This window comes from Sphaerisporangium viridialbum (genome assembly GCF_049674955.1).
Taxonomy (GTDB): Bacteria; Actinomycetota; Actinomycetes; order Streptosporangiales; family Streptosporangiaceae; genus Sphaerisporangium; species Sphaerisporangium viridialbum.
Genome location: NZ_CP187232.1, coordinates 3,089,761 through 3,115,935 on the forward strand (window position 1 = coordinate 3,089,761; position 26,175 = coordinate 3,115,935).

Here is a 26,175-nt window from a genome sequence, read left to right on the forward strand (position 1 = left end):
AAATCAGGGGCAAAGGGGAGAGTCGCGGGGTGAAGATCCCAATGCCGCGTGGTGACCGGCTCACGGCGATGGTGGCGACGGGCGTCGTCGCCGTGCTCGGCGTCGTGGCGGTCGTCGTCGGCGTTGGCACCTCGTTCAGCGTCGAGGGGCCGAAGAACAACCAGAGGTACGACTTCGTGCTCAAGGCGAAGAACGCCGCGGGCGAGGGGCAGAGCGCGGCGTCGGCCACGGCCGACCTCGCCTACCCGCGGCAGGCGTACCAGAACGCCAACAACAACCAGACCGACACGATCATCAGACCCGGGGAGGACGGGAGGATTCCGAAGGGACAGTACCGGTCCATCACCGTGATCTGCCAGCTCAAGGGGGACTCGGTCACCGAGTCGGAGCCGGGCGAGACCAGTGCCGTCTGGGACCGGATCGAGTGGAACGGCGGGGTCGGCTATCTGAGCGACACGCTGATGAAGACTCCGCGTGGCGGCTTCCCCGCCGCGCCGTTGTTCCAATGCGACGACTGATCAGGGGGCCATGTCGTGAAGAACAGTCCGCACCAAAACCATTCACAGCACAGCACCGCCCAGCACGGAAGCGCCCACCTGGGCACCGTGCCGCACGGCACTACCGCCCAGCTCGGCAGCGTGCGGTACGACAGCGGTCAGCCGCTCGGGAGTCAGAAGTACGACGACCCCCGGCCCGCTGACCAGCCGTACACCGGCAAGCGGTACGGGGACACGCGGCAGTCGGGTGCCGAGCAGAACACCGGTCACGGCGGCTCGCAGTACGGGGGTACGGAGCACGGCCGGCCTTACGTCCCCGAGTACACCGGGCCTTCGTACGGCTCCCCGGAGCAACCGGACGCGGAGGCCGGCGCACCGGCCTACGGAGGCGGTCCGTACGGCACCGGCCAGTACAAGCCCGCGGAGCAGGACGGCTCAGAACCCGGCGGCTCGGCTCATGGGACCGGGCAGTACGAACCGGCGGAGCGATCGGGCTCGGCGGATGCTGCCAGTGGGGGGTACGGCGGGGCGTCGTACGGCACAGGGGAGTACAAACCGGCGGAACCGAACGGCTCGGAAGCCGGTGACACGGATTCCGGCAGAGAACTCCCGGCCGGAAAGCGCAGCCCCGCGGAGCAATCCGGCACGGAGATCACCAGTCCCGGGTACGGCGGCGGGGGTCCGTACGGCACCGGGCAGTACAAGCCCGCCGATCAGAACGGCTCGGCGGCCGGTGCCGGTGGGTATGGCGGCGGGCCGCATGGGACCGGGCAGTACAAGCCCGCGGACCAGCCGGGTGCGGAAGCCGGCGGTGCGGGGTACGGCGGGATCTCGTATGGAACGGGCCAGTACCAGCCTGGGGGGCCGGTCAGCGCGGACGCCGGTGATGCCGGCTACAGCGGTGCGCCGTACGGCACGGGGCAGTACACCCCGGCGCTCGGGCAAGGCACGGAGCCCAACGGCTCGCCGTACAGCACCGGACAGAACAGATCCGCGGACCAGAACGGCGCCGTGTCCGGTCTGGGGTACGCCGGGGGTCCGTACGGCACCGGCCAGTACAAACCCGCGGACCCGAACGGTGTGGACGCCGCGGGTTCCGCGTACGGGGCGAGCGGGCAGAGCGGTACGAATGCCGCGGGTTCCGCGTACGGGGCGAGCGGGCAGAACGGCGCGGATGCCGCGGGTTCCGCATACGGGGCTGCGGGCCAGGGCGGTGCGAATGCCGCCGGTTCCGGGTATGGCGACGGCCGGTACGTGGCTGGGCAGGAGTCGAACGGGGACGCGCGGTATGGCTCCGGGCCGGAGCTGGGCGGTGCGGATACGGCGGGTTCTGGGTACGGGGCGAGCGGACAGAATGGTGTGAATGCCGCCGGTTCTGTGTACGGGGATCGGCGGGAGCAGGATGGTGGGGGGACCGGTGGTTCGGCGTACGGCACCGGTCAGTACGGCGTTCCTCAGTACGGCGTTCCTCAATACGGTGCGGGTGACTTCGCGGGCGCGGGTGCCGGTACAGCGACGGGCCTGAGTGCGGGTGCCGGCGCAGGGACGGGTGCGGGTGCCGGTGCGGGGACGGGTCTGGGTGCGGGGATGAGCTCAGGTGCGGGGACGGGCTTGGGTACGGGTACGGGGGTGGCGGGGGAATCGGCCGCCGGCCGGGTGGCCGCGGCTCATGGGGACGTGGCGGCGCTCGCGGTGCAGTTCCAGCAGCGCTTCCATGCCCTGGCGGGCAACATCGAGCAGGTGATCCGCGGCAAGCGAGAGACCATCGAGCTCGCTCTGATCACGCTGTTCTCCGAAGGGCATCTGCTCATCGAGGACGTGCCGGGCACGGGCAAGACGACGCTGGCCCGGAGCCTGGCGGCCAGCATCGAGGCCGAGCTGCGCAGGATCCAGTTCACGCCTGACCTGCTTCCCTCCGACATCACCGGTGTCTCGATCTTCAACCAGGCGAACCATAAGTTCGAGTTCCACCAGGGGCCGGTGTTCGCCCACATCGTGCTCGCCGACGAGATCAACCGTGCCTCGCCCAAGACCCAGGCCGCGCTGCTGGAGGTCATGGAGGAGCGGCGCGTCACCGTCGACGCCGAGCCTCATCCGGTGCCCCGGCCCTTCATGGTCGTGGCCACCCAGAACCCGGTGGACATGGACGGCACCTATCCTCTGCCGGAGGCGCAGCTCGACCGTTTCCTGATGTGCGTGTCCGTCGGGTATCCCGACCACGCGTCGGAGCTCGAAATGCTCAAGGGAATGCCCACCGGCCCGCAGGTGGAGCGCCTGCCCCTGATCGCGCGTGCCGCCGACGTCGCCGGGATGATCGACTTCGCCACCCGCATCCACGTCGCCGACTCGATCTACGAGTACCTGGTCGCCGTGGTCAGTGCCACGAGGCGGTCGCCCGAGGTGCGGCTGGGCGCGAGTCCCCGGGCCAGCCTGGCACTGCTCCGCGCGTCCAGGGTCAAGGCGGCGGCGGCCGGGCGGCACTTCGTGATCCCCGAGGACATCAAGGCGCTCGCCGCTCCCGTGCTCGCCCACCGGCTCATCCTCACCCCCGAGGCGGAGCTGCGCGACCGCACCGCCACGGCCGTCATCGCCGAGACGCTGATGGCGACCCCCGGCCCCCAGACGCTCGCCGCGGTCTGACACCGCACGCACGCGCGTCCGTCCCCCCGGAGGACCTCATGCCCGACATCGAGCAGGCACTGTTCCAAGTACACCTCGGTGCCTTGACGGTGTGGTGCCCCGTGCATCCGGTGCCCGGCGGTGCGCGGTGTCACAGGGTGTTCAGGCGGTTCAGCAGGTCGATCGGGGTGAGGAGGTAGGCGCCGACGATCAGGGCGGCGGCGGAGATCAGCAGGAACAGGAAGACGAAGAACCCGCCGGGAAACGGGGTGAGCCGGGCGAGCTGGTCGGCGTCGGAGTCCGGCGCCCTGCCGTGCCGCCGCTTGCTCCGCAGCTCGAGAATCGGCCGGATGCCCCCGATGAGGAGGAACCAGGCGGCCAGCTGCGCGCCGACCGACTGCACGTCGGCCGGGGCGAACCAGGACAGCGCGAACACCGCGCCGCCGATGGTGAGCAGCGCCACCACGCCGAACACGTTGCGGATCATCAGTAGCATGCAGGCGAGCAGCACCAGGACCGTCCACAGGAGGATCGTGATGTATCCGGCGGCGGTCAGCCAGGCGGCGCCCAGCCCGAGCAGCGAGGGCGCGACGTACCCGGCTCCGGCGGTGAAGATCATGCCGGGGCCCGTCGGCCGTCCCCGGGTCAGGGTGACGCCGGAGGTGTCGGAGTGGAGACGGATGCCCTGGAGCTTGCGCCGGGTGAGCAGGGCCACGAGCGCGTGGCCTCCCTCGTGCGCGACCGTGATCAGGCCTCTGGAGATGTGCCAGGAGGTGGGGTAGACGACCACGCCCAGGGCCACGAACGCGGCCAGAGCCGTGATCCACATGGGCGGGCCGGGCTGCACGGCGGTCAGCCGCGCCCAGAAACCGCTGAGAGTCTGCAGGGTCCACCTCCACTGGAAAAGCTATGTCCGCACGGCCGAGGACGCGCGGACATAGCGTCGCATGGTCGGCCGCCCAAGGTCTTCCCCGTACCACTAGAACAACCTTCGTGAAGGCGCGTGCGACAGCGGTCGGGTACGGTGCCGAGGGTGTTGGACGCGGATGTGCCCGGGTGGTGGGGCGGGCTGGGGTTGCCAGGTCTGGCCGACGTGCACGTCCATTTTCTGCCTGAGCGCATGGAGCGGCGCGTCTGGCACCACTTCGAGCATGGTGGCCCGCTGGTCGGGGAGGGCTGGGACATCCACTACCGCGTCCCGCCGGAGGAACGCGTGGCCCGCCTGCGCGCCCTCGGTGTGCGCCGTTTCACCGCCCTCGCGTACGCCCACAGGCCCGGCATGGCGTCCAGCCTCAACGAGTGGACGCTGGACTTCGCCCGTAGAACCCCCGGTTGCGTCCCCACGGCGACGTTCTTCCCCGAGCCCGGCGTCCTCGGCTACGTACGGCTGGCGGTGGACGCCGGCGCGCGGGTGTTCAAGGTGCACCTGCAGGTGGGGGCGTTCGACCCGCGCGACGCGGAGCTCGACGACGTGTGGGGGCTGCTGGCCGAGGCCGGGATCCCGGTGGTCGTGCACGCCTCCTCGATGCCGGTGCCGGGCAGGTGCACCGGCCCCGGCCCGATCGCCGGCGTCCTCGCTGCCCATCCGGCGCTGGGCGTGGTGGTGGCCCATCTCGGCATGCCGGAGTACGACGAGTTCCTCGGCCTCGCCGCGCGCTACCGGAACGTGCGGCTCGACACGACGATGGCGTTCACGGACTTCGCCGAGGCCACGGCGCCCTTTCCCGCGCGGCTGAGGCCGCCGCTCCGCGATCTCGGGCTCGCGGGAAAGGTCGTGCTCGGCTCCGATCTGCCCACCATCCCCTATCCCTACGCCCACCAGTTGCACTCACTGGAAAGGCTGGATCTCGGGGACGAGTGGCTTCGCGCGGTTTGCTGGCACAATGGGATCCAGGTTCTCGGAGAACCCCTCTAAGCTGGGTGAATGCCAAACTCCCGTACACCGGCGTCACGGGGCGACGAGCATCGAAAAGTGATTCGCAAGTTCTACGACGCCTTCGCGAACCGTGACATCGACGCCATGGGCCGGTGTTACCACCCGGACGTCAGCTTCGGCGACCCCGTCTTCCTCGAACTGGATGGCCGTGACCGGGTCATGGGCATGTGGCGCATGCTCATAGAGCGCAATCGCGGCACCGAGGTCTCCGCCCGCGACATCGAGGCCGACAACTATTCGGGCACGGCCCACTGGACGGCGAAGTACGTCTTCTCGCAGACCGGCAGGCGCGTGGTCAACGAGATCGACGCCCAGTTCCGCTTCGAGGAGGGGCTGATCGTGCGTCACCATGACCAGTTCGACTTCCGCCACTGGAGCAGGATGGCGCTCGGCCTGCCCACGGGGGTGCTGCTCGGCTGGACGCCGATGCTGCGCCGCAAGGTACGGGACCGGGCACGCGGCCAGCTGGACGAGTACCTGCGGAGCGATACGCCTATATCAGGCTAGGGTCTGACACGGGCGGAACGCACCGGAGCCGGGCTCGCCGTCCCCACAGTCCCCAGGGAGGTGTGCCGTGCCGGAGCGTCGTGTGCGAGGGCTGAGAGACCTGATGCGAGTGCAGACCCGTGGTGCCGATCACGAGGTGGCGCCCGAGCACTCCATGGATCCCCGCTCCAAGGAGATCGACGCCCCGGCACAGCAGAGCGTCATCGACAACGCCGTGTACGTGGACGGCCGGCGCGCCGACACCCCGCCGTCGCTGGCCGAGGCGGTGGCGGCCCTGCGCATGCGGCCGGGGAGCATGGCGTGGATCGGCCTCTACCGCCCGTCGGACGGCGAGATCCTCAAGGTCGCCGAGGAGTTCGGCCTGCACGAGCTGGCCGTCGAGGACGCCATCGTCGCCCACCAGCGTCCGAAGGCCGACCGGTACGGCGACACGCTCTTCCTGGTCCTGCGCGCCGCCCAATATCTGGACTCGCCGGAGAAGGTGGAGTTCGGCGAGCTCCACGTCTTCGTCGGGCCGGACTTCGTGCTGACCGTCCGCCACAGCGAGGCCCCCGACCTCAGCAAGGTCCGCCGCCGCATGGAGAACGACCCCCACCTGCTGCGGCAGGGCCCGCAGGCCGTCCTCTACGCGATCCTGGACGCGGTCGTCGACGGGTACGCGCCGGTCGTCGCGGGCCTGCAGAAGGACATCGACGAGATCGAGGTCCAGGTCTTCGGCGGCGACCCCGCGGCGCCGAGGCGCATCTACGCCCTGTCGCGCGAGGTGATCGAGTTCCAGCGGGCCACCCGGCCGCTGCTCGACATGCTCACCGGCCTGATCGCCGGCTCCCCGAAGTACGGCGTCGACGAGGAGCTCCAGCGTTACCTGCGCGACGTGGCCGACCACGCGATCACGGTCGTGGAGCGGGTGGACAACTTCCGCCAGATGCTCCAGGACATCCTCATCGTCAACTCGACCCTGGTCAGCCAGGCGCAGAACGAGGAGATGAAGAACGTCACCCAGGCGAGCTACGCCCAGAGCGAGGAGGTCAAGAAGATCTCCTCCTGGGCGGCCATCCTCTTCGCCCCCACCCTCGTCGGCACGATCTACGGCATGAACTTCACCCACATGCCCGAGCTCGATTGGGTCTACGGCTACCCCTTCGCCGTCGCGCTGATGGCGGCGGTGTGCGGCGCCCTCTACCTGGTCTTCAAACGCCGCAACTGGCTGTGAAATCCGACATTTCGGGTAGGTCCGGCGTATGGAGGATCGTGTGCTGGAACTGCACGCCATCGCGATGGACGAGTTCGGTCTGCGGGTGGCGATGATCAATGACGACGCCTGGAACTCCCCGACGCCCTGTTCCGAGTGGACCGTCCGCGACCTGGTGAACCACCTCGTGGTCGAGCAGCTCTGGGTGCCGCCGCTGCTCGCGGGCAGGACCGTGACCGACGTGGGCGACCGGTTCGACGGCGACCAGCTCGGTGAGGACCCCGTGGGCCGGTGGACGGACGCCAGCGTCGCGGCGCAGCGCGCGCTGGCCGAGCCGGGAGCGCTCGACCGGGAGGTCCACCTCTCCTACGGGACGGTGGACGCCCGGCGCTACTGCATGGAGATGGCCAGCGACCTCGCCGTCCACGCCTGGGACCTCGCCCGCGGCCTCGGGGTCGACGACCGCGTGGACCCCGACCTCATGGCCGAGGTCTACGACTACCTCTCCCCGATGGCCGGGGCGCTCGCGGGAAGCGGCATGTTCGGCGAGCCCGTCCCCGTGCCCGGCGACGCCGACGCGCAGGCCCGTACCCTCGCCCTGACCGGCCGCCGGCCCTGACGATCACACGCGGCTCGCCCTCGCCGCCGGGGCGGCGTTCGCCTCGGTACGGATGCACCGGCTCGGGCCACGCTGTTCACCAGGGTCGGATCAGGCCAGTAGCTTGCGGGCGGCCTGTTCGATGTGGGCCTCCGACAGCAGCACGTGGGCGGCGGCGTCGCCGAGCGGGATGAAGCTGTCCATGGAGGTCACCCGGGCCACCGGCCCGGTGAACCCGCCGTCGGCGAGCGCCGCGAGCACCCCCTCCGACACCCCGCCGGAGCCGCGCGTCTCGTCGGCGATGAGCACCTTGCCGGTGAGGTCGGCGGCGCGCAGCAGGTCGTCCACGGGGAGCGGGGACAGCCAGCGCAGGTCCAGCACGCGGCAGCCGTACCCCTCCGAGGTGAGCCGGATCGCGGCCCGCAGGCTCATGCGCACGCCGTTGCCGAACGTCACGATGGTCAGGTCGCGCCCGTCGCCGTAGGCGCGGCCGCTGCCGATGGGCACGTGGGTCTCCGCCCACCGCGAGGGCGGCGCGTACGGGGTGAGCCAGCCGTTGTCCCCCTCGTCCATCAGGTCGCGGGTGTTGTAGAGCGCGATCGGCTCCAGGAACACGCAGACGTCGCCGTCGGCCCTGGCGGCGGCGACGCAGGTGCGCAGCATCGCGGCGGCGTCGTCGGGCCTGGCGGGCGAGGCGACGACCAGTCCGGGGATGTCGCGCAGGGCGGCGACGGAGTTGTCGTTGTGGAAGTGCCCGCCGAAGCCCTTCTGGTAGGCGTACGCGGCCACTCGCACGACCATGGGGTTCCGGTAGGCGCCCTGGGAGAAGAACCGCAGCGTCGCCGCCTCCCCGCGCAGCTGGTCGAGGGCGTTGTGCAGGTAGGCGAGGTACTGGATCTCGGGGATCGGCAGCAGGCCGGAGGTGCCCGAGCCGAGGGCCAGGCCTAGCACGGCCTGCTCGTCCAGGAGGGTGTCGAACACCCGGGCGGCGCCGAAGCGCTTCAGCAGCCCGCGCGTCACGCCGTACACCCCGCCCTTGCGGGCCACGTCCTCCCCGAAGAGCATGACCTCGGGGCAGGCGCCCATGATGTCGGCCAGCGTGCGGTTGATCGACTGCGCCAGGGTGAGCGGACCCTCGCGCTCGGGCGGGGTGTCGCCGAACAGCGCGGCACGGTCGCCCGCCTGGCGCACGGCCTGCGCCGCGACCTGGGCGGGGCGGCGGGGGGCGAGCGGCGCCATGACCTCGTCCGCCGACCGCAGCCGTGGCCTGCGCGTGGACTCCAGCGCCAGCTTGAGCACGTGCTCGCGGATCGTCTCGTAGCGCCCGAGCAGCTCGTCGGGCACCGCCAGCCCGGCGTCCACCAGGAGCTTCGCCGTGGCGAGCAGGGGATCGCGCTCAAGGTCTGCGGCGATATCACGCGGAGTGCGGTACGCCGACTCGACGTCGGAGCCCGCGTGGCCCATCAGGCGGACCATGCGCAGGTGCAGGAACGCCGGTGACCTGCGGGTGCGCACGTGCTCGACCGCCTGGCACGTCACGTCGTACGTCTCGGCGAGGTCGCAGCCGTCGGCCTGGAAGCGCGGGATGAGAGGGTGGCCGGACGCCTCGACCCACCCGGGCGGGGTGCGCACGCTGATGCCGATGCCGTTGTCCTCGCAGACGAACAGGATCGGCAGCGGAAGCCCCTGGTAGGCGCAGTAGGCCGCGGTGTTGAAGCCGGTCAGGGCACTGGCGTGGTTGATCGAGGCGTCCCCGAAGCCGCACACCGCGATCGCCCCCGCCGGCCAGGCCGCGCCGGCGACGCCGAGCTTGCGCGCCCGTTCGATGGCGAAGGCCACGCCCACGGCGCGCGGCAGGTGGCTGGCGATCGTGGAGGTCTGCGGGATGATCGCGAGGTCGGGATGGCCGAAGACCTTGTGACGCCCGCCGGCGATGGGCTCCTCGGCCGCGGCGGCGAGGCCGAGCAGCACGTCGCGCAGCCCTTCCTCGGCGAGCCGCCCGGCCTGCGCCGAGCGGGCGAGGTAGAAGGCGCCCGAGCGGTAGTGCAGGAGCGCGGGGTCGGTGACGCGGGTGACCGCGCCCACCGCGGCGTTGCCCTCGTGGCCGGCCGAGCCGATCGTGTAGAAGCCCTCGCCCTGCTCGCGCAGCCAGCGGGCGGCGATGTCGAGCAGCCGGCTGGCGAGCTGGACCTCGAAGAGCTCGCGACATCGGGCGCCCGTGAGCGTCGTGCCCGGCCGCACGGGCAGCCCGGGATCACGGCGGCTGCCCGGGGAGAGCGCGGCAACCGACTCGATGAAGTGCGTCTCAACTGCGTCGCGGCCCACAAGGCCGATTATGTCGCGATGAACCGGGTCGCGTCCCGAGGCTTGCCGGAACTGGCTCACTGTCCGAGTGGACCGCTCTATTTGACTGTGATTAATGACGGTTTGTCAGATGGCACAACCGTTTGCATAATGCGGCCGTCTACTACTAAGGAATGACGTGGCACCCTCAAAGCCGCGTTAAAGCAACGGGAAGAAGGGACAACCCGTGTTAAAACGCATCCGTGCCGTCGTCGTGGCGATGGCCATGGGCGCCGGAGCCCTCGCTCTGGTGACCCCATCGGCGTCGGCGTCGGCAGGGAGACTCGCGGCCCCCGACGTCTCCTCGGTGGAGGTGGGCCCCAGCCCGGTCGTCGTCGAGAGCAAGGACGGCAAGGCGGTCACCTTCAGCTTCCTGGTCGACGGCGCGACCAGCGGGGGCTTCACGCTGAAGCGTCCGAACGGCTCGACGCTCGACGTCGAGGCCAAGAAGGTCGACGAGGCCGGCGGCAAGCAGAAGTGGCAGGGCACCCGCACCTTCGGCCGCTCCGACGCCCCCGGCGAGTGGAAGGTCACCGCCAAGGCGACCAGCGTCGTCGGCACCGGGCAGGCGAGCAAGGACTTCCAGGTCAAGCAGGTCTGGGAGACCGACCTCGCCGGGTTCGGCGCCTCACCCGAGCCCGTCGACCAGGGCGACACGCTCACCCTCCAGGGCCGGCTGCTGCTCAACGGCACCGGCGGGTACGGGCCGTACAAGGGGCAGAAGGTCTACATCGCCTTCCGCGCCGAGGGCAGCGCCGGTTATGACCGGGTCGCCTACGACTACACCGACTGGAACGGCCGGTTCTCGGCCGGCGTCAAGGCCGACCGCACGGGCTGGTGGCGGGCGGAGTACGACGGCTCGGCGGTCGCGCACAAGGCCACCAGCGACAGCGACCAGGTCGACGTGCGCCAGAAGTCCACCGGCAGCCGGATCACCGGGTTCGACGTGAACCCCGACCCCGCCGACCAGGGCGACAGGCTGTCCGCGCGCGGGCGTCTCGAACTGGACACCTCGCACGGCTGGGAGGGCTACCGGGGGCAGAAGGTCGACCTGCTGTTCAAGCCCGACGGTTCGCGCTCGTGGCAGGTCGTGGGGCACGACTGGACCGACCGTGGCGGCCGGTTCTCGATCGGCGCCCAGGCTGAGCGGTCCGGCTGGTTCCGGGCCGGATTCGACGGCGCCCGGGGCGTGAAGGGCACGAGCAGCCGGTCCGTGTACGTCACGGTCAACGAGCCGGAGCCGCCCGCCGACACCCGGATCATCAAGTTCAACGCGTACCCCGAGCCGGTGAAGTACGGCAAGTACGTCAAGAACAGGGGCACGCTGCAGATCTGGGACGGCGACCACTGGGTCGCCTACGACCACGTGAAGGTGGCCCTGTACTTCAAGCAGGCCGGCCACTCCAAGTGGGAGTACGTCAAGACGGTCAGCACCAACGGCTCCGGGAAGTTCTGGACCCAGGTCAAGGCCTGGAACTCCGGCTACTGGAAGATCCGCTTCAAGGGCAACGGCGAGGCCACGGCCTCGTCCAGCAGGAGCGACTACGTGAGGGTGAAGAAGTAACAGCCCTCAGGCGACACGACGGCCCGGCAGCCCACGAGCTCCCGGGCCGTTCGCTTGCCCATCAGTGCCCACGCGCAGGAGCGGCACTCCCCGTTCGACGCTCTGCGGCGCCTTCTCGAAACAGGTTTGATCTGGCTTCGGTTCCGTCTGATGGAATATCCGGCATGTCAACACTTCGCGACAAGGCCCTGTTGTTCCGCTCGATGCATGTCCCCGGTCGGCCGCTGGTACTGCCCAATGCCTGGGACGTCGCCTCCGCGCGTATCGTGGCGGATGCCGGCGCTGCCGCGGTCGCCACCACCAGCGCCGGTGTCTCGTGGGCCCTGGGCTATGGGGACGGCGACCACCTGGACCGGGACCGCGGCCTCGACCTGATCGCTCGGGTCGCCGCAGCGGTCGGCGTTCCGGTGACAGCCGATGTCGAAAGCGGCTACGCGCCCGACCCCGCGGGTGTGGCTGAGACCGTGCGGGGCGTGCTCGCGGCCGGAGCCGTCGGCATCAATCTGGAGGACTCACTCCGCGCGGGCCCGGCCCTGCTGCGTCCCATCCTGGAGCAGTCCGAGCGCATCGCGGCTGCCCGTAGTGCCGCGGACACCGCTGGTGTGCCGCTGTTCGTCAACACCCGAATCGACACGCACCGTCTGCCGGCCGGGGACCCCGCGGTTTGGCTGAAGGAAACCCTCGCCCGGGCCGAGGCCTACGTGGCAGCCGGTGCTGACGGAGTGTTCGTTCTCGGTGCTCTGGATGCGGAGACCATCACGGCGCTCGTGCGTGCGGTGTCCGTGCCAGTGAATGTCCTGGCGGGTCCTGGGACTCTCACCGTGCCCGCGCTCGCGGCGTTGGGTGTGGCTCGTGTGAGTGCTGGGTCCTCGATCGCCGAGGCGGCGTACGGCTTGGTCGCACGTGCCGCCCGGGAACTGCTCACCGACGGCACCTGTGGAGCCCTTGAGGGCGGTCTTGAGTACGGCACCCTCAATTCGCTGCTGCTGGCAGAACCCGGCCGCTGATCCGTGAGCGGTGCCGACCGTCTCGAGCCGGCTAGTCGGTGCGGCGGAACTGGGCGATGGCGATGCCGAGCAGGGCCAGTCCCATGAGGGCGACGATCCCGAGCTCGACCATGACCGGCACATGCCAGCCGAACCAGTGGACGCCGGGGTTGAGCGCGTCCACGACCCTCGGGTCCACGTTGAGGTGGCTGAAGACCGCGTGCCGCATCGGGTCGACGGCGTACGTCAGGGGGTTGATCTTCGTCAGGAAGGCCAGCCATCCGGGCAGGCCGGCCAGGGGGAACATCGCCCCCGAAAGGAAGATCATAGGCATGATCGCCATCTGCATGATCCCGAAAAAAACTGCATGTTCTTCATGCGGGCGGCGAGGCTCACGCCGAAGGCGGTGATCGTGACCGACGCGAGGAACATCTCGCCGAGCAGGGTCAGGATCAGCGTCGGGGAGTAGGGCACGTGGACCAGCCCAGCGAGGGCCAAGATGATGATGCCCTGCACGGTCGCCACGATGCCGCCGCCCAGGCACTTGCCGATCACGATGGCGGCCCGGCTGACCGGGGCGACCAGCATCTCGCGCAGGAACCCGAACTCGCGGTCCCACACGATCGAGCCCGCCGAGAACATCGCCGTCGTGATCACCGTCATGGCGATCACACCGGGGTAGATGAAGGTGCGGAAGTCCACCCCCTGGCTCGGCCCCCGTGAGACCAGCGTGCTCAGGCCGGTGCCCATCACGAACAGCCACAGCACGGGCTGCACCAGCGTGGACACCATGCGCGTGCGGTCGTTGACGAACCGCAGCAGCTCACGGTGAAGAACGATCTTGATAGCCCGGATGTCGTGCCTGACGCTGCGCCCGGGTACGTGGACCCGGACGACTCCGGGCGCGGTGACGCCGGTTGCCATCGTCTACCTCCTCGCCATGGCGCGCATCCACGACGAGCCGCCGGTCTCGCCCTCGGCGTCGCGGATCGTGGAGCCGGTGTAGTTCATGAACACGTCGTCGAGTGAGGGCCGCGACACGCTGACCGAGCGGATCGGCACCCCGAGCTCGGCGAACAGCCGGGGGACGAACTCCTCCCCGGAGGGGACGGCGAAGGTGACCACGCCCTCGCGGACGGCCGCGTCGAGGCCGAAACGCTCCTTGAGCGCGGCGATGGCGGTCTCGTCGTCACCGGTCTGGATCTGCACGCGGTCTTCGCCGATGCCGGCCTTCAGGGCCTCGGGGGAGTCGATGACCACGATCTCGCCATGATCGATGATGGCGATGCGGTCGCAGTACTCCGCCTCCTCCATGTAATGCGTGGTCATGAAGATGGTGATGTCCTCGGTGTGCCGCAGTTTATCGATATATCCCCAGATAGCCGATCGAGTCTGGGGATCCAGGCCTACCGTGGGCTCGTCCAGGAAAAGCACGCGCGGTGAGTGGAGCAGGCCCCGCGCGATCTCCAGCCGGCGTTTCATGCCGCCGGAGAATGTGTAGACCTTGGCGTCCTTGCGGTCCCAGAGCGCGACCATCTCCATGACCTGCCTGATCCGCTCGTTGACGACCTCCCTCTGCACCCCGTACAGCTCGGCGTGGAAGCGGAGGTTCTGCTCGGCCGACAGGTAGCCGTCCAGGGTCGGATCCTGGAACACCAGGCCGATGTTGCGCCGTACCTCGTCCCGCTGCTTGACCACGTCGTGCCCGGCCACCTCGGCCGAGCCGCCCGTCGGGCCCACGAGCGTGCAGAGCATGCTGATCGTGGTCGTCTTGCCCGCGCCGTTGGGCCCGAGGAAGCCGAAGACCTCGCCCGGCAGCACCTCGAAGTCGATGCCCTTGACGGCCTCGACGTTGCCATAACTTTTCTTCAGCCCCCGTACGGCGACGGCGGGCGCCTCACTTGTCGTCACTTCTCCCCTTCCTCCTGGTTCCCCGCACGCGTAGCTCCATCATCTCCTCGGGCACGCTTCGCCGGTAGGTACGGTTGCTCTGAACTATCTAGATAGGTGAAAGATATATCGAGATAGTACGCAGAACAAGGCCTGTGTCCGGGCATGGGAAGGCCGGGTCCGGGCGAAAGGCCGGGAGTTAGCGTTCGTTAACGAGGCTGGCCAGGGCGACGCGGGCCATGCGGCGCAGGAGGTCGGACATGGCGTCGCGGGCCAGCTCGCCGGCGCTGTGCGGGGTGGAGTTCAGCAGCCCGAAGACCGCGTGGGTGGCGGCGCGCAGCACCGGCGGCCGTACCCCCGGGTACAGCTCGGTCAGGACGGTGACCCACTCCTCGACGTACAGCCGCTGGAGCCGCCTGATCTGCCGCCGGGCGGGTTCGGGCACGTTGCCCAGTTCGCGGTCGTGCACGGTGATCAGCGCGGGATGGTCGAGCGCGAACTCGATCTGCCCGGTGATCAGCGCGTCGAGGGCCTCGCCGCCGTCCGCGGCCCGGGTGACCCGCTCGACCGCCGAGGTGCGCAGGCGCTCGCTGATGTCCAGCAGCATCTCCGACAGCAGGGAGTCCTTGCCGCTGAAGTGGCGGTAGAGCGCGGGCCCGGAAATGCCGACCGCGCCGCCGATCTCCTCGATCGACACCCCGTGGAAGCCCCTGGCCGCGAACAGCGTGGCGGCGGCGTCCAGGATCTCCCTGCGGCGAGGGCTCGGAACGCGGGTAGGACTCCGCACAACGGTCATGACCGGCAATAGTAGACGAATCCGTTAATGATGACTAACATCCAGGGCGTTGTTAGCGAGCGTTAACCACTGGGAGGTGTGCGTCATGGGCCCTGTGCTCCGGTCGGCGGCGAGCCCGGTCGGCGAGGAGTTCAAGCGCAACGCGGAGGTCAACGAGCGTCTGGCCGCCGACCTGCGCGAACGCCTGGCGGTCGCGGCCCTCGGCGGCCCCGAGCGGTCCCGTGCGCGGCACGTCGAGCGCGGCAAACTCCTGCCCCGCGACCGCGTCGGCACGCTGCTCGACCCCGGTTCCCGCTTCCTGGAGCTCTCCCCGCTGGCCGCCACCGGGCTGTACGGCGACGAGGCCCCCGCAGCCGGGATCATCACCGGAGTCGGCCGGGTCAGCGGCAGGGAATGCGTGATCGTCGCCAACGACGCGACCGTGAAGGGCGGCACCTACTACCCGCTCACGGTCAAGAAGCACCTGCGCGCCCAGGAGGTCGCCCTCCACAACCACCTGCCGTGCGTCTACCTGGTCGACTCCGGCGGCGCGTTCCTGCCCCTGCAGGACGAGGTCTTCCCCGACCGGGAGCATTTCGGGCGCATCTTCTACAACCAGGCCACCATGTCGTCGCGCGGCATCCCGCAGATCGCAGCCGTGCTCGGCTCCTGCACGGCCGGAGGCGCGTACGTGCCCGCCATGAGCGACGAGGCGGTCATCGTGAGGAACCAGGGCACGATCTTCCTGGGCGGCCCGCCGCTGGTGAAGGCCGCGACCGGCGAGGAGGTCACGGCCGAGGAGCTCGGCGGCGGCGACGTGCACGCCCGCGTCAGCGGGGTCACCGACCACCTCGCCGACGACGACGCCCACGCCCTGTCCATGGTGCGCGACATCGTCTCGACGCTCGCGCCGAGACACCCCGCACCCTGGGAGCGCGCCCGTCCGGAGGAGCCGCTGCACGACCCCCGCGACCTGTACGGCATCGTGCCCGCCGACACCCGCACCCCGTACGACGTGCGCGAGGTCATCGGCCGCGTCGTCGACGGCAGCCGCTTCCTGGAGTTCAAGCCGGAGTACGGCCACACGCTGGTGACCGGCTTCGCCCACATCCACGGGCATCCGGTGGGGATCGTCGCCAACAACGGCATCCTGTTCAGCGAGTCCGCGCTGAAGGGCGCGCACTTCATCGAGCTGTGCGACCAGCGGAAGATCCCGCTGGTGTTCCTGCAGAACATCAGCGGGTTCATGGTGGGCCGCGCGTACGAGGCCGGGGGCATCGCCAAGCACGGCGCCAAGATGGTCACCGCCGTCTCCTGCGCCCGCGTGCCCAAGCTCACCGTGGTCGTCGGCGGATCGTTCGGGGCGGGCAACTACGCGATGGCCGGACGGGCGTACTCACCGCGCTTCCTGTGGATGTGGCCCAACGCCCGCATCTCGGTCATGGGCGGCGAGCAGGCCGCCAACGTCCTGGCCACCGTGCGGCCCGGCGGCGAGGACGACGCGGAGTTCAAGCGCGCGATCCGCGAGCGGTACGAGGAGCAGGGCAACCCGTACTACTCCACCGCGCGGCTGTGGGACGACGGCGTGATCGACCCCCTCGACACCCGCACGGTACTCGGGCTGGCCCTGTCCGCAGCGGCCAACGCCCCCCTCGACCCCATCGGCTACGGCGTCTTCCGGATGTGATCATGTTCGACACCGTTCTTGTCGCCAACCGGGGCGAGATCGCGCTCCGCGTCATCAGAACCCTGCGCCGGCTCGGCGTCCGGTCCGTCGCCGTGTACAGCGACGCGGACGCGGGCGCCCGGCACGTCCGCGAGGCCGACACGGCCGTACGGCTGGCCTCCGGCTACCTCGACATCGAGCAGGTGATCGCGGCCGCGAAGCTCAGCGGGGCCGGGGCCGTGCACCCCGGGTACGGGTTCCTGGCCGAGAACACCGCGTTCGCGCGGCGCTGCGCCGAGGAGGGCCTGGTCTTCGTCGGCCCGCCGCCCGAGGCCGTCGAGGCGATGGGCGACAAGATCCGCGCCAAGGCCACCGTGGCAGCGGCGGGCGTGCCCGTCGTCCCCGGCGGAGCGGAGCCCGCCGACGACCTCACCGAAGCGGCCGGCCGCATCGGCTACCCCGTGTTGATCAAGCCCTCGGCGGGCGGCGGCGGCAAGGGCATGCTGGTCGTGCGCTCGCCGGAGGAGATGCCCCAGGCCATCGAGTCGGCGCGCCGCACGGCCGCCGCCGCGTTCGGGGACGCCACGTTGCTGGTCGAGCGGTTCGTCGCCGACCCCCGGCACATCGAGATCCAGGTGCTGGCCGACGCCCACGGCAACGTCGTCCACCTCGGCGAGCGCGAGTGCAGCCTCCAGCGCCGCCACCAGAAGATCGTCGAGGAGGCGCCCTCGCCGCTGCTGGACGAGGACACGCGGCGGAGCATGGGCGCGGACGCGGTGCGGGCCGCGAGGTCCGTCGGGTACGTGGGCGCGGGCACCGTCGAGTTCATCGTCTCCGGCGAGCAGCCGGGGCACCCGGGCTACTTCATCGAGATGAACACCCGGCTCCAGGTCGAGCACCCGGTCACCGAGCTGGTCACCGGCCTCGATCTCGTGGAGCTCCAGCTCCGGGTCGCGGCGGGGGAGCCGCTGCCGCTGACGCAGGACGACGTACGGCTGAGCGGCCACGCCGTCGAGGCCCGCGTCTACGCCGAGGACCCCTCCCGGGACTTCCTGCCCACGGGCGGACGGGTGCTCGCGCTCGCGGAGCCGGAGGGCGACGGAGTCCGGGTGGACTCGGGGCTCCAGGCGGGCACGGTCGTCGGCAGCGACTACGACCCGATGCTGTCCAAGGTGATCGCATGGGGCCCGGACAGGGAGAGCGCGCTGCGGCGGCTGGACGCGGCGCTGCGGGCGACGACCGTCCTCGGCGTGACGACCAACATCGCGTTCCTGCGGGCGCTGCTCGCCGACCAGGACGTGGCGGCGGGGAACCTCGGCACCGGCCTGATCGACCGGCGCCTTCCCGCGCTGCTCGCCGCCGCCTACGGTCCGGGAGCCCTGCCGGACGAGGTGCCGGCCGCGGCGGCGCTGGTCCTGCAGGACCGGCTCCTCTCGGCCGCAGGCGACGACCCGTGGGACGTGCCGGACGGCTGGCGGGTCGGCGAGCCCGCCTGGACCCCCTGGCTCCTGACGGCGCGGGGCCAGACCGCCGAGGTCGGCGTCCGCGGCCTTCCCCGGACGGGCGCCGAGGTGGCCGTGGGCGGCGCGCCTCCGGCCGAGGCCCGGCTCGCCCACGGGAAGAACGGCGAGATCTTCGTGACGCTGGGCGGCCTGACCTCCCGCTTCACCCACGCCGTGGACGGCGGCACCGTCTGGCTCGGCAGGGACGGGCGGTCCTGGGCGATCACGCCGCACGAGCCGGGAGAACGCGGCGACCGCGCGGGAGCGGGCGGTGCGGGCGACGGGGTGGTCCGCAGCCCGATGCCCGGCACCGTGCTGCTGGTCAAGGTGGTCCCCGGCGAGCGGGTCACCGAGGGGCAGCCGCTGCTGATCGTCGAGGCGATGAAGATGGAGCACACCGTCACCGCCCCCTCGGACGGGGTCGTCGCGGAGCTTCCCGCGCGCGCCGGGCAGCCGGTCGACATGGACGCGGTGCTGGCCGTCGTCCGCGCCGAGATCCCCGATACGGACACGGTGACGGACACGGACTCAGGGACGGGAGGGGCATGATGCGCATGCCGTTCGAGGCCCGGATGGACGGGCTGCCGGACCGGGTGACGATCTACGAGGTCGGGCCCAGGGACGGCCTGCAGAACGAGTCGGCGATCGTCCCCGTCGAGGTCAAGGCGCGGTTCATCGCGCGGCTGGCCGAGGCGGGGCTGACCACCATCGAGGCGACCAGCTTCGTCCACCCGAAATGGGTGCCCCAGCTCGCGGACGCCGAGGAACTGCTGAGCCGCATGGAACGGGCGCCCGGGGTCCGCTACCCCGTGCTGGTCCCCAACGAGCGGGGCCTGGACCGGGCGCTCGACCTGGGCGTCACCGATATCGCGATCTTCGGCAGCGCCACCGAGACCTTCGCCAGGCGGAACCTGAACCGGAGCCTGGACGGCTCGATCGAGATGTTCACCCCGGTCGTCGGGCGGGCCCGCGAGAACGGGCTGGACGTCCGGGCGTACCTGTCGATGTGCTTCGGCGACCCCTGGGAGGGCCCGGTGCCGATCGCCCAGGTCGTCAGGCAGGGCAAACGGCTGCTCGACCTCGGCTGCTCGCGGTTGTCCCTCGGCGACACCATCGGCGTCGGCACGCCCGGTCACGTCACCGCCCTGCTGGACGCCTTCGCGCGGGCCGGCGTGGGGCCCGAGCGGCTCGCCGTGCACTTCCACGACACCTACGGCCAGGCACTTGCCAACACCCTCAGCGCCCTGCGGGCCGGGGTGACGGTCGTGGACGCCTCGACCGGAGGGATCGGCGGCTGCCCGTACGCCAAGAGCGCCACGGGCAACCTCGCCACCGAGGACCTGGTCTGGATGCTCTCCGGGCTCGGCGTCGAGACGGGCGTCGACCTCGGATCCCTGGTCGCGACCAGCGTCTGGCTGGCGGGGGAGCTGGGCCGTCCGAGCCCCTCCCGCGTCGTCCAGGCCCTGGCCAAGGAGGACCCGGCCGAAGAAGCACCGGCCGGCGAACGCCCGGCGGGCCGATCCCCGTCGGGCGAAGCCCAGGCCGACGAAGCCCCGGCCCGAGTAGAGGAGTGAAGAGCATGCACCGGCTCAACGACGAGTACGAGGCGCTGCGCAAGACCGTCGAGGAATTCTCCAGGGACGTGGTCGCGCCGGTGATCGGCGACTACTACGAGCGCTGCGCGTTCCCGTACGACATCGTCTCTCAGATGGGGCGTATGGGACTGTTCGGGCTGCCGATCCCCGAGGAGTACGGCGGCATGGGCGGCGACTACTTCGCCCTGTGCCTGGCGCTGGAGGAGCTCGCCCGCGTGGACTCCTCGGTGGCCATCACCCTGGAGGCCGCGGTCTCCCTCGGCGCCATGCCGGTCTACCGGTTCGGCACCGCCGAGCAGAAGGCCGAATGGCTTCCCCGGCTGACCTCCGGCGAGACGCTCGGCGCCTTCGGGCTGACCGAGCCGGGCGGCGGCTCCGACGTGCCGGGCGGCATGCGGACCACGGCCGTGCTGGACGGGGACGAGTGGGTGATCAACGGATCCAAGGCGTTCATCACCAACTCGGGCACCGACATCACCGGCTTCGTCGCCGTCGCCGCCATCACCGGTCAGCGCGAGCGGACCGAGGGCGCGGGGCGGGTCTCCCCGGAGATCACGACGATCCTGGTCCCGTCGGGCACGCCCGGGTTCACGGTCTCCAAGAAGTACTCCAAGGTCGGCTGGTCGGCCTCGGACACGCGGGAGCTGTCGTTCACCGACTGCCGGGTGCCCGCCGCCAACCTGCTCGGCGAGCGGGGCAGGGGGTACGCGCAGTTCCTCCAGACCCTCGACGAGGGCCGCATCGCCTTCGCGGCGCTGTCGGCGGGCCTCGCGCAGGGCTGCGTCGACGAGAGCCTGCGGTACGTCCAGGAGCGGCAGGCGTTCGGGCTGCCGATCGGGCGCTACCAGGCGATCCAGTTCAAGGTCGCCGACATGGAGGTGCGGGCCCACACGGCGCGCCTGGCCTACTACCACGCGGCCGAGAAGATGCTCGCCGGCGAGCCGTTCAAGAAGGAGGCGGCCATCGCGAAGCTGGTGAGCTCCAACGCGGCGATGGACAATGCCCGCGACGCCACCCAGATCTTCGGCGGCTACGGCTTCATGAACGAGTACCCGGTCGGGCGCTTCTACCGCGACGCCAAGATCCTGGAGATCGGCGAGGGCACCAGCGAGGTCCAGCGCATGCTGATCGCCCGCCAGCTCGGCATGCCCGCCTAGCCTAGGACTCTGCTGAATAAGATTGCGGACTGCGGTGATCGTGCGGGTGACACCGTGAGCGTGCCGGCGGTGAACAAACGGTGCCGGGTTCGACCGGCACGCCGGTGTCGGCCGGGCGATCGCAGGACTTCCCCGCGTTCTCGGAGACCATGCGACTGCTCCTGGCAGAGGCGGCGGGCGGATGGAACGCGTCTCTGCTGCCCGGGTACCCCGCCTTCAAGCCTTGGGGCAGCGTCACTGATTCGACGGACACGACCGCATGTACGACGCTCACTCGTGCAATGAAGAAGGGCCCCCGACCCTTGTCGGGGGCCCTTCGCTGTTTTCCGACGGTCTGCAAGACAGCCGGACCCAGATATATCGATCATCGGGAACAGGCGCCTGTGCCCGAAATGAGAGACTACTGAGGGGCTCCAGGTCTAACGAGAGTCCGTGCTTCGTTCACTGCCGGAGCCAGCGCAGCCCAGGAGGTTCCGGAAATTTGCTCCGATGTCATGAGCTTTCCGATCTTATCGCGACGTGGCAACATACTGAGTCGACCATGGCGCTAGGGGTGGTTCGTGGTGAATCGGCAGGCCCTTCTGATCGGTGTCCCAAGGTACGACGATGGTGAATTCAGCGAGATCGGGGACGTCGTTCGATCCGATGTCCGACTTATGCACGATACGCTGGAACAGTCCGGTTATGAATCGGTCATATCGTTAGGCGTAGACGAATATGGCCAGGAGCCCACGGGGAGCCGGATAAAGGCCCACATCAAGCGTGCGTGCGCGGATGCTCCTGCAGGCAGCGTCCTCCTCCTGTATTTTTCCGGGCACGGCATCACGATTGATGGCCGGGACTATCTGGTGCCGAGCGATGCGTACCGCGACCCAGGAGCATCGACACCGGACCCCGACAGCCTCGTGCCGCTGGTACCTCCGAACGTCGAACACTGCCAGGCCCGGCTGGTCGTGTACTTCGTCGACGCCTGCCGGGACGATCCGGCCGAGGCCCTGGGGCCCGCCGCGCGAGGCAAGTTGCTTCCCTCCCTCCCCGGGGGCGACTTCGTCGTCGTGACCGGCTGCCGAGCGGGCCAGCGCTGCCTCTACACAGAGTCAGGCAGCTTCTTCACCCAGGCCCTGGCCCAGGCGCTCGACCGTCGTAATCCCGCTCGTACGCTTGAACAGGTCCTCGTCGACGTCGAGCAGCAGATGCAGCGCAAGGCTTCCAGAACCGAGGGCCTGCAGCAGGAACCCGAAGCGCACTACACCGGAACGACACTGCCGGCCGCTACGACCGTGGTGTGCGACGGAGACCAGCTGACCGAGGCCTGGCGCCGTGCCGTCGAGACCACGAAGCTCTGGGAACACTTCGACGCCGACCCCGTGCGCGCCCGTCTCATCCGCGAGAAGGTCAAGGCGGTGGTCGAGGAGTGCGCACGCGACTGCGGCGCCGTCCATGAGGTGCTGAGGAGAAACACCGGTGTCGATGACCCCTGGTTCGACCAGAACTATCCGGTCCGGGTCCTGGAACAGGTGTCCCTACTCCTCGGCGCTGCCACGGAACTGGAACCGCCCGAGGCGGCGGCGCTGATCGCCGCTCCTTTCCTGAGGGAGAGCGTGCTGGCCGAAGGGGTACGGCTGGCGGCGGGTATCAATCCGGCGAACTTCACCCGCACGTACGAGACCGGCGCACGCAGCGACCTCGAGACCACGCACGAGATGTATCAGCACATCGTCCGGAGAGCGGAAGGGCTGGAAAAGCGCGGCCAGGGAGAAGCCCGGAATACCCTCGCGATGTGGCTGGTCCATCAGTGGCTGGCCGCCAGGCTGACGGTCTGGCGGAGCGCGGCGGCCGACCGGGCCTACGAGCGGGGCGCCCGCCTGCTCGACGGCAGCACCCTTCCGGCTGCTCAGGGCGAGCTGCCCAAGCTGGTAGGGGCGCTGGTACGCGCGGTCGGCGCGGACCCGGTCGACCAGCAGCTCGTGGAGCACCTCCAGCGTGTCTACATGGATGATCGATGGCGGGGCCTGGCCGCGGTGCTCTGGGTGGCCGGGATCCTCGCCGCCGACCCGCGGCGCATGCCGCCGGTCATCGCGGATCACGTCGGCACCCGGCTCGAACTGCCCTTGACGGCCGTCACCGCCGCGGCGGACCGCACGGAGTGGCACCGCAAGGCGGGAGATCTCGATCTTCGCATGATCTGTGATCATCCGGCCATGCACCTCGCCCTGGAGGATGTCGCCCGTCGGGCCGGTCTCGCCCTCGCGACTCTCCGTGATCTCCCGATGGCGAGCGCGCTCCGCAACGGTCTGCCCGAACGTGTCACCACGGGGGAACTCCGCCCCGAGCAGCGGAAGGACGACACCCCGGCTTACCAGACACCGGTGGAGCGGTTCCGGCTGGCGGAGGACAAGGTACGGGAGCTGCTGATGGGCCGTCAGCTCTACGACGACCCGGCTCTCGCGATCCGGGAGCTGTACCAGAACGCTCTCGACGCGTGCCGCTACCGGCACACCCGGATGAAGGCTCTCCGGCGTAAGGGGAAATCGCCCGGCGCGTGGCAGGGGAAGATCTCCTTCCGGCAGGGCGCCGACGAGAACGGCCGCGAGTACATCGAGTGCGAGGACAACGGGATCGGCATGGATCCTGGCACCCTCCAGCATGTTTTCGCCAACGCCGGCGAGCGGTTCGTGTACCGGCATGACTACCGCGCCGAGCAAGCCGAGTGGCAGGACTTGGACCCGCCCCTGCGTCTGGTGTCCAACAGCCAGTTCGGGGTCGGCGTGTTCAGCTACTTCATGCTCGCGGACGAGATCACCGTGGTGACCAGGCCGGTCGGACGGAACGGCATCGTCTCGCCGGATGCGTACAGGGTGGACATCGCCAGCAGCGGCAGCCTGTTCCAGATAACCTCGTCCGACGGGATGACCCGCGGCGGAACTCTGGTCCGGATGTACCTCACCGGCGACGAGGACGTCTCCGTCCTGCACACCCTAAGCTCGCTCCTGTTGATCGCGGAGTGTCGCGTCGAGGTGGTCGAACGAAACGCCGCCCCTGAGGTCTGGCAAGCAGATGAACTCCACTACAAGGAACAGGACGTCCAGTCGCTGAAGTGCGGTGAGAATCTGTGGTGGGTGTCGGTCATGGGCGCTCTGGCAGCCGACGGCATCCGCACCAACCAGGGAATCTTCGGCCTCGTTGTCAATCTCCGGGACATCCACCGCCCTACGTTCACCGTGGATCGAAAGATCCTCCGGGAATGGGACCGCAAGTGGGTGGACGAGGAAATTGCCCGGTCAGTGGCCGCCCTGATGTCGTGGCCGGGACTGACCCTCATCTGGCTGTGGGAACTGACCGAGAATGAGCCTCGAATCGCTCAACTCGTTTTCGACCACCTGGTGAGCACAGGCCGGTCCATCCCGTTGGGAGATGTCCGGGAACCCGATCCGCAGATCCCCATCGGCACCCTGGGATGCTTACCAGAGGACCAGCAGTTCCTGCACAACCCACCAAGGATGTTGCCCTACAAATGCATCGATATGTGGCGCGCCGGCCAGTGGGCGCGTCTGGTGGGCTCCCGGTCCACAAGGGGATACCCCCTTGCGCTGCATACCTGCGCCGAGGGGTCTCCTATCGTCAGTCCGGCTGACAGGAGCCTGCTGGAGAGCTTCCAGAGCTTCAAAAGCAACACAATCATCGACCTCGACACCATCGTGGGAGCGGTCAGTGACCGCGACGATACAGTGGCGGTCCGGCTCAAGCGGCTGCGACGGTACGCGATAATCGGGCTTCATCTGTCCGCCATGCGAGATGTGCCCCGGCTCACCAGTCCGTTGACAGACAGATGGATGCTCCATGCGGTCTCGATCTTGTCTGGTCCGAGGAGGAGACCGCAACTGGATGCGGCACACTCACTGGTCCTTGCATCGATCGCCTCAGAGTGCACGCTTGGCGATGTGCTCAAACGCGTGGCCGACCTTGCGCCTCCCGACCGTGTACCACCAGACATCGATCTCGGACCGCTCAACGGCTACATGTGCAGTGACGCAGACGCGAAGCTCCTGTCACGGGACAACGACGGACTAGCACCATGGATCTCTGGAAAGCTGACGCCCGCGCAGGTGGCCACGAAATGCACCGCCCTTGGCCGGTCACTCGAGCAGATTCTGTCTATGTGCGATCAATTGGCTCCGCTGGGGGTCACCGTGGTCCGGCGGGACAAATATCCCACAAATCTGGACGCGCTGGAGTGCCAGGCGCTCAAGCATGTCGAAACCGTCGGCCAGTATTTAACACCCCTCGAACTCGTCATGCTCGCAGCGCAAACCGACACCAGCGTCCATGATGTCCACGCGAAATTGACCCGGCTCGACACCATCGGTCTGATCACGCTGCCTGACATCTCGGCTCTGCCCGATCTGACGCCCAGCCACACGGAACTGGAGATCATCGACAGATATCTCACCACCACCTATGACATCGACATGCTGACCAGCCAGAGCGCCATATCCCGAATGGTTGGACTCATAACCGGCTGGCACACACGCGGAAACCGAGATGCCATATGTGCAGAGACCTTGGTGCCGTTCACGGCGCCCCGAGAACCGCTCACCGTAATGGACTTGCTGAACCTCTCGGCCAGCTTCGCATGTTCATTGGGCGAGGCCCGGGAACGGGTGCTTCAGGTCTACTCAGATGCCCAACTACCAACACTGTCGGCTGAGGAAGCGGCCCTGACGCCAACGCTGACGATCGCCACCACGCTGCTCGACTCTCGGGTGCCTGGTAACTTCATCTGGCACCTCGGTCCTGGAGATATAGTCAGCGGCGCTCTCCAGGCGGGCCAGTCGCTGGGCGCGTTCCTCAACACGCTCGCCCCGTATCGGCTCTTGGGAGCGCCCGTACCCGAACTGAGCGAGGCGACGCGGCGGGGCCTGCACGACGTCATCCCCGAGGAATGCGACGCTGACATGCTACGCGGCAAGGACGACTTCTCTAAATCACACGTCTCCACCATCACGCCACTCTTCTTGGTACAGGTGGCGGGACAATATGGGTGGACCGTGGCGGCGACGCATGAGCGGATGGCCAAGTTCGTGCCGCTCGGGCTGACGTTGGAGTATCCCGTTGACGCTTGCCTGGACGAGATCGTGTACTGGCAGGATCTTCTCGTGGTCACTGAGTATCTCGACGGCCAGGAGCCCGTCGTCCAGGCCACCGTCAGTGAGGCGCACATCGCCTGGGCGGCCGAGGAGTTCGACGAGACACCCGAGCGAGTACGTGAGCGGCTGCGCCGCTACGCGCCGCTGTTCGGATTCCACGTGGCCGAGGACCCCACCAGTGTCTGAGGGGCCCGAAGAGAG

The 26,175-nt window shown here is 69.3% G+C and carries 17 protein-coding genes and 1 pseudogene; 13 read left to right on the top strand and 5 right to left on the bottom strand.

What is annotated here, in order from left to right; translation table 11 throughout:
* Positions 1-29 precede the first annotated feature (29 nt).
* Positions 30-518: a hypothetical protein gene (locus tag ACOZ38_RS13635; protein ID WP_424530843.1), complete on the top strand. Its 489-nt coding sequence runs from the start codon at positions 30-32 to the stop codon at positions 516-518.
* A 15-nt stretch (positions 519-533) separates the two neighbouring features.
* Positions 534-3,137 (top strand): AAA family ATPase, encoded by a 2,604-nt coding sequence (locus ACOZ38_RS13640; RefSeq protein WP_424530845.1) that lies wholly within the window; start codon positions 534-536, stop codon positions 3,135-3,137.
* Positions 3,138-3,267: 130 nt separating this feature from the next.
* Here the strand turns inward: ACOZ38_RS13640 and ACOZ38_RS13645 are convergent, their stop codons facing one another.
* Positions 3,268-3,945, bottom strand: coding sequence for a M50 family metallopeptidase (locus ACOZ38_RS13645; protein WP_424530846.1), 678 nt, complete (start codon positions 3,943-3,945; stop codon positions 3,268-3,270).
* Positions 3,946-4,149: 204 nt separating this feature from the next.
* Here ACOZ38_RS13645 and ACOZ38_RS13650 point away from each other — a divergent pair, with 204 nt between their 5' ends.
* The 4 genes from ACOZ38_RS13650 (at position 4,150) to ACOZ38_RS13665 (ending at position 7,370) form a co-directional block, all read left to right on the top strand.
* Complete coding sequence (locus ACOZ38_RS13650; RefSeq protein ID WP_424530848.1) at positions 4,150-5,031, top strand: amidohydrolase family protein; 882 nt, start codon at positions 4,150-4,152, stop codon at positions 5,029-5,031.
* Positions 5,032-5,088: 57 nt separating this feature from the next.
* The gene (locus ACOZ38_RS13655) at positions 5,089-5,559 is read left to right on the top strand and encodes a nuclear transport factor 2 family protein (protein ID WP_424530850.1); all 471 of its coding nucleotides are present in this window, start codon (positions 5,089-5,091) and stop codon (positions 5,557-5,559) included.
* A gap of 67 nt (positions 5,560-5,626) precedes the next feature.
* Positions 5,627-6,772, top strand: coding sequence for a magnesium and cobalt transport protein CorA (locus ACOZ38_RS13660; protein ID WP_424530851.1), 1,146 nt, complete (start codon positions 5,627-5,629; stop codon positions 6,770-6,772).
* A 28-nt stretch (positions 6,773-6,800) separates the two neighbouring features.
* Complete coding sequence (locus ACOZ38_RS13665) at positions 6,801-7,370, top strand: TIGR03086 family metal-binding protein (RefSeq protein ID WP_424530853.1); 570 nt, start codon at positions 6,801-6,803, stop codon at positions 7,368-7,370.
* 90 nt (positions 7,371-7,460) lie between these two features.
* Here ACOZ38_RS13665 and ACOZ38_RS13670 read toward each other — a convergent pair whose 3' ends face one another.
* Complete coding sequence (locus ACOZ38_RS13670) at positions 7,461-9,674, bottom strand: thiamine pyrophosphate-dependent enzyme (RefSeq protein WP_424530855.1); 2,214 nt, start codon at positions 9,672-9,674, stop codon at positions 7,461-7,463.
* Between the two features lie 205 nt (positions 9,675-9,879).
* Here ACOZ38_RS13670 and ACOZ38_RS13675 point away from each other — a divergent pair, with 205 nt between their 5' ends.
* A complete protein-coding gene (locus ACOZ38_RS13675) occupies positions 9,880-11,256 on the top strand; it encodes a hypothetical protein (RefSeq protein WP_424530857.1) in 1,377 nt (458 codons plus the stop codon).
* 164 nt (positions 11,257-11,420) lie between these two features.
* On the top strand, positions 11,421-12,263 hold the full coding sequence (locus ACOZ38_RS13680; protein WP_424530859.1) for an isocitrate lyase/PEP mutase family protein: 843 nt from the start codon (positions 11,421-11,423) through the stop codon (positions 12,261-12,263).
* A 31-nt stretch (positions 12,264-12,294) separates the two neighbouring features.
* Here the strand turns inward: ACOZ38_RS13680 and ACOZ38_RS13685 are convergent.
* From ACOZ38_RS13685 to ACOZ38_RS13695, 3 genes and pseudogenes are all read right to left on the bottom strand, one after another.
* A pseudogene (locus tag ACOZ38_RS13685) lies at positions 12,295-13,166 on the bottom strand (ABC transporter permease).
* Between the two features lie 3 nt (positions 13,167-13,169).
* Positions 13,170-14,153: an ATP-binding cassette domain-containing protein gene (locus tag ACOZ38_RS13690; RefSeq protein ID WP_424530861.1), complete on the bottom strand. Its 984-nt coding sequence runs from the start codon at positions 14,151-14,153 to the stop codon at positions 13,170-13,172.
* A gap of 178 nt (positions 14,154-14,331) precedes the next feature.
* Entirely contained in the window at positions 14,332-14,928 is a 597-nt protein-coding gene (locus ACOZ38_RS13695) for a TetR/AcrR family transcriptional regulator (RefSeq protein WP_424530862.1), read from the bottom strand.
* 85 nt (positions 14,929-15,013) lie between these two features.
* On the opposite strand from ACOZ38_RS13695, the gene ACOZ38_RS13700 reads away from it, so the two are divergent.
* From ACOZ38_RS13700 to ACOZ38_RS13720, 5 genes are all read left to right on the top strand, one after another.
* A complete protein-coding gene (locus ACOZ38_RS13700) occupies positions 15,014-16,594 on the top strand; it encodes a carboxyl transferase domain-containing protein (protein ID WP_424530865.1) in 1,581 nt (526 codons plus the stop codon).
* 2 nt (positions 16,595-16,596) lie between these two features.
* On the top strand, positions 16,597-18,624 hold the full coding sequence (locus tag ACOZ38_RS13705) for an acetyl/propionyl/methylcrotonyl-CoA carboxylase subunit alpha (RefSeq protein ID WP_424530866.1): 2,028 nt from the start codon (positions 16,597-16,599) through the stop codon (positions 18,622-18,624).
* A complete protein-coding gene (locus ACOZ38_RS13710) occupies positions 18,621-19,649 on the top strand; it encodes a hydroxymethylglutaryl-CoA lyase (protein ID WP_424530867.1) in 1,029 nt (342 codons plus the stop codon). Before ACOZ38_RS13705 ends, ACOZ38_RS13710 begins: the two co-directional genes overlap by 4 nt.
* Positions 19,650-19,654: 5 nt before the next feature.
* Positions 19,655-20,827 (top strand): acyl-CoA dehydrogenase family protein, encoded by a 1,173-nt coding sequence (locus tag ACOZ38_RS13715; protein WP_424530869.1) that lies wholly within the window; start codon positions 19,655-19,657, stop codon positions 20,825-20,827.
* A gap of 560 nt (positions 20,828-21,387) precedes the next feature.
* Positions 21,388-26,160, top strand: coding sequence for an HD domain-containing protein (locus ACOZ38_RS13720; RefSeq protein ID WP_424530871.1), 4,773 nt, complete (start codon positions 21,388-21,390; stop codon positions 26,158-26,160).
* Positions 26,161-26,175 lie beyond the last annotated feature (15 nt).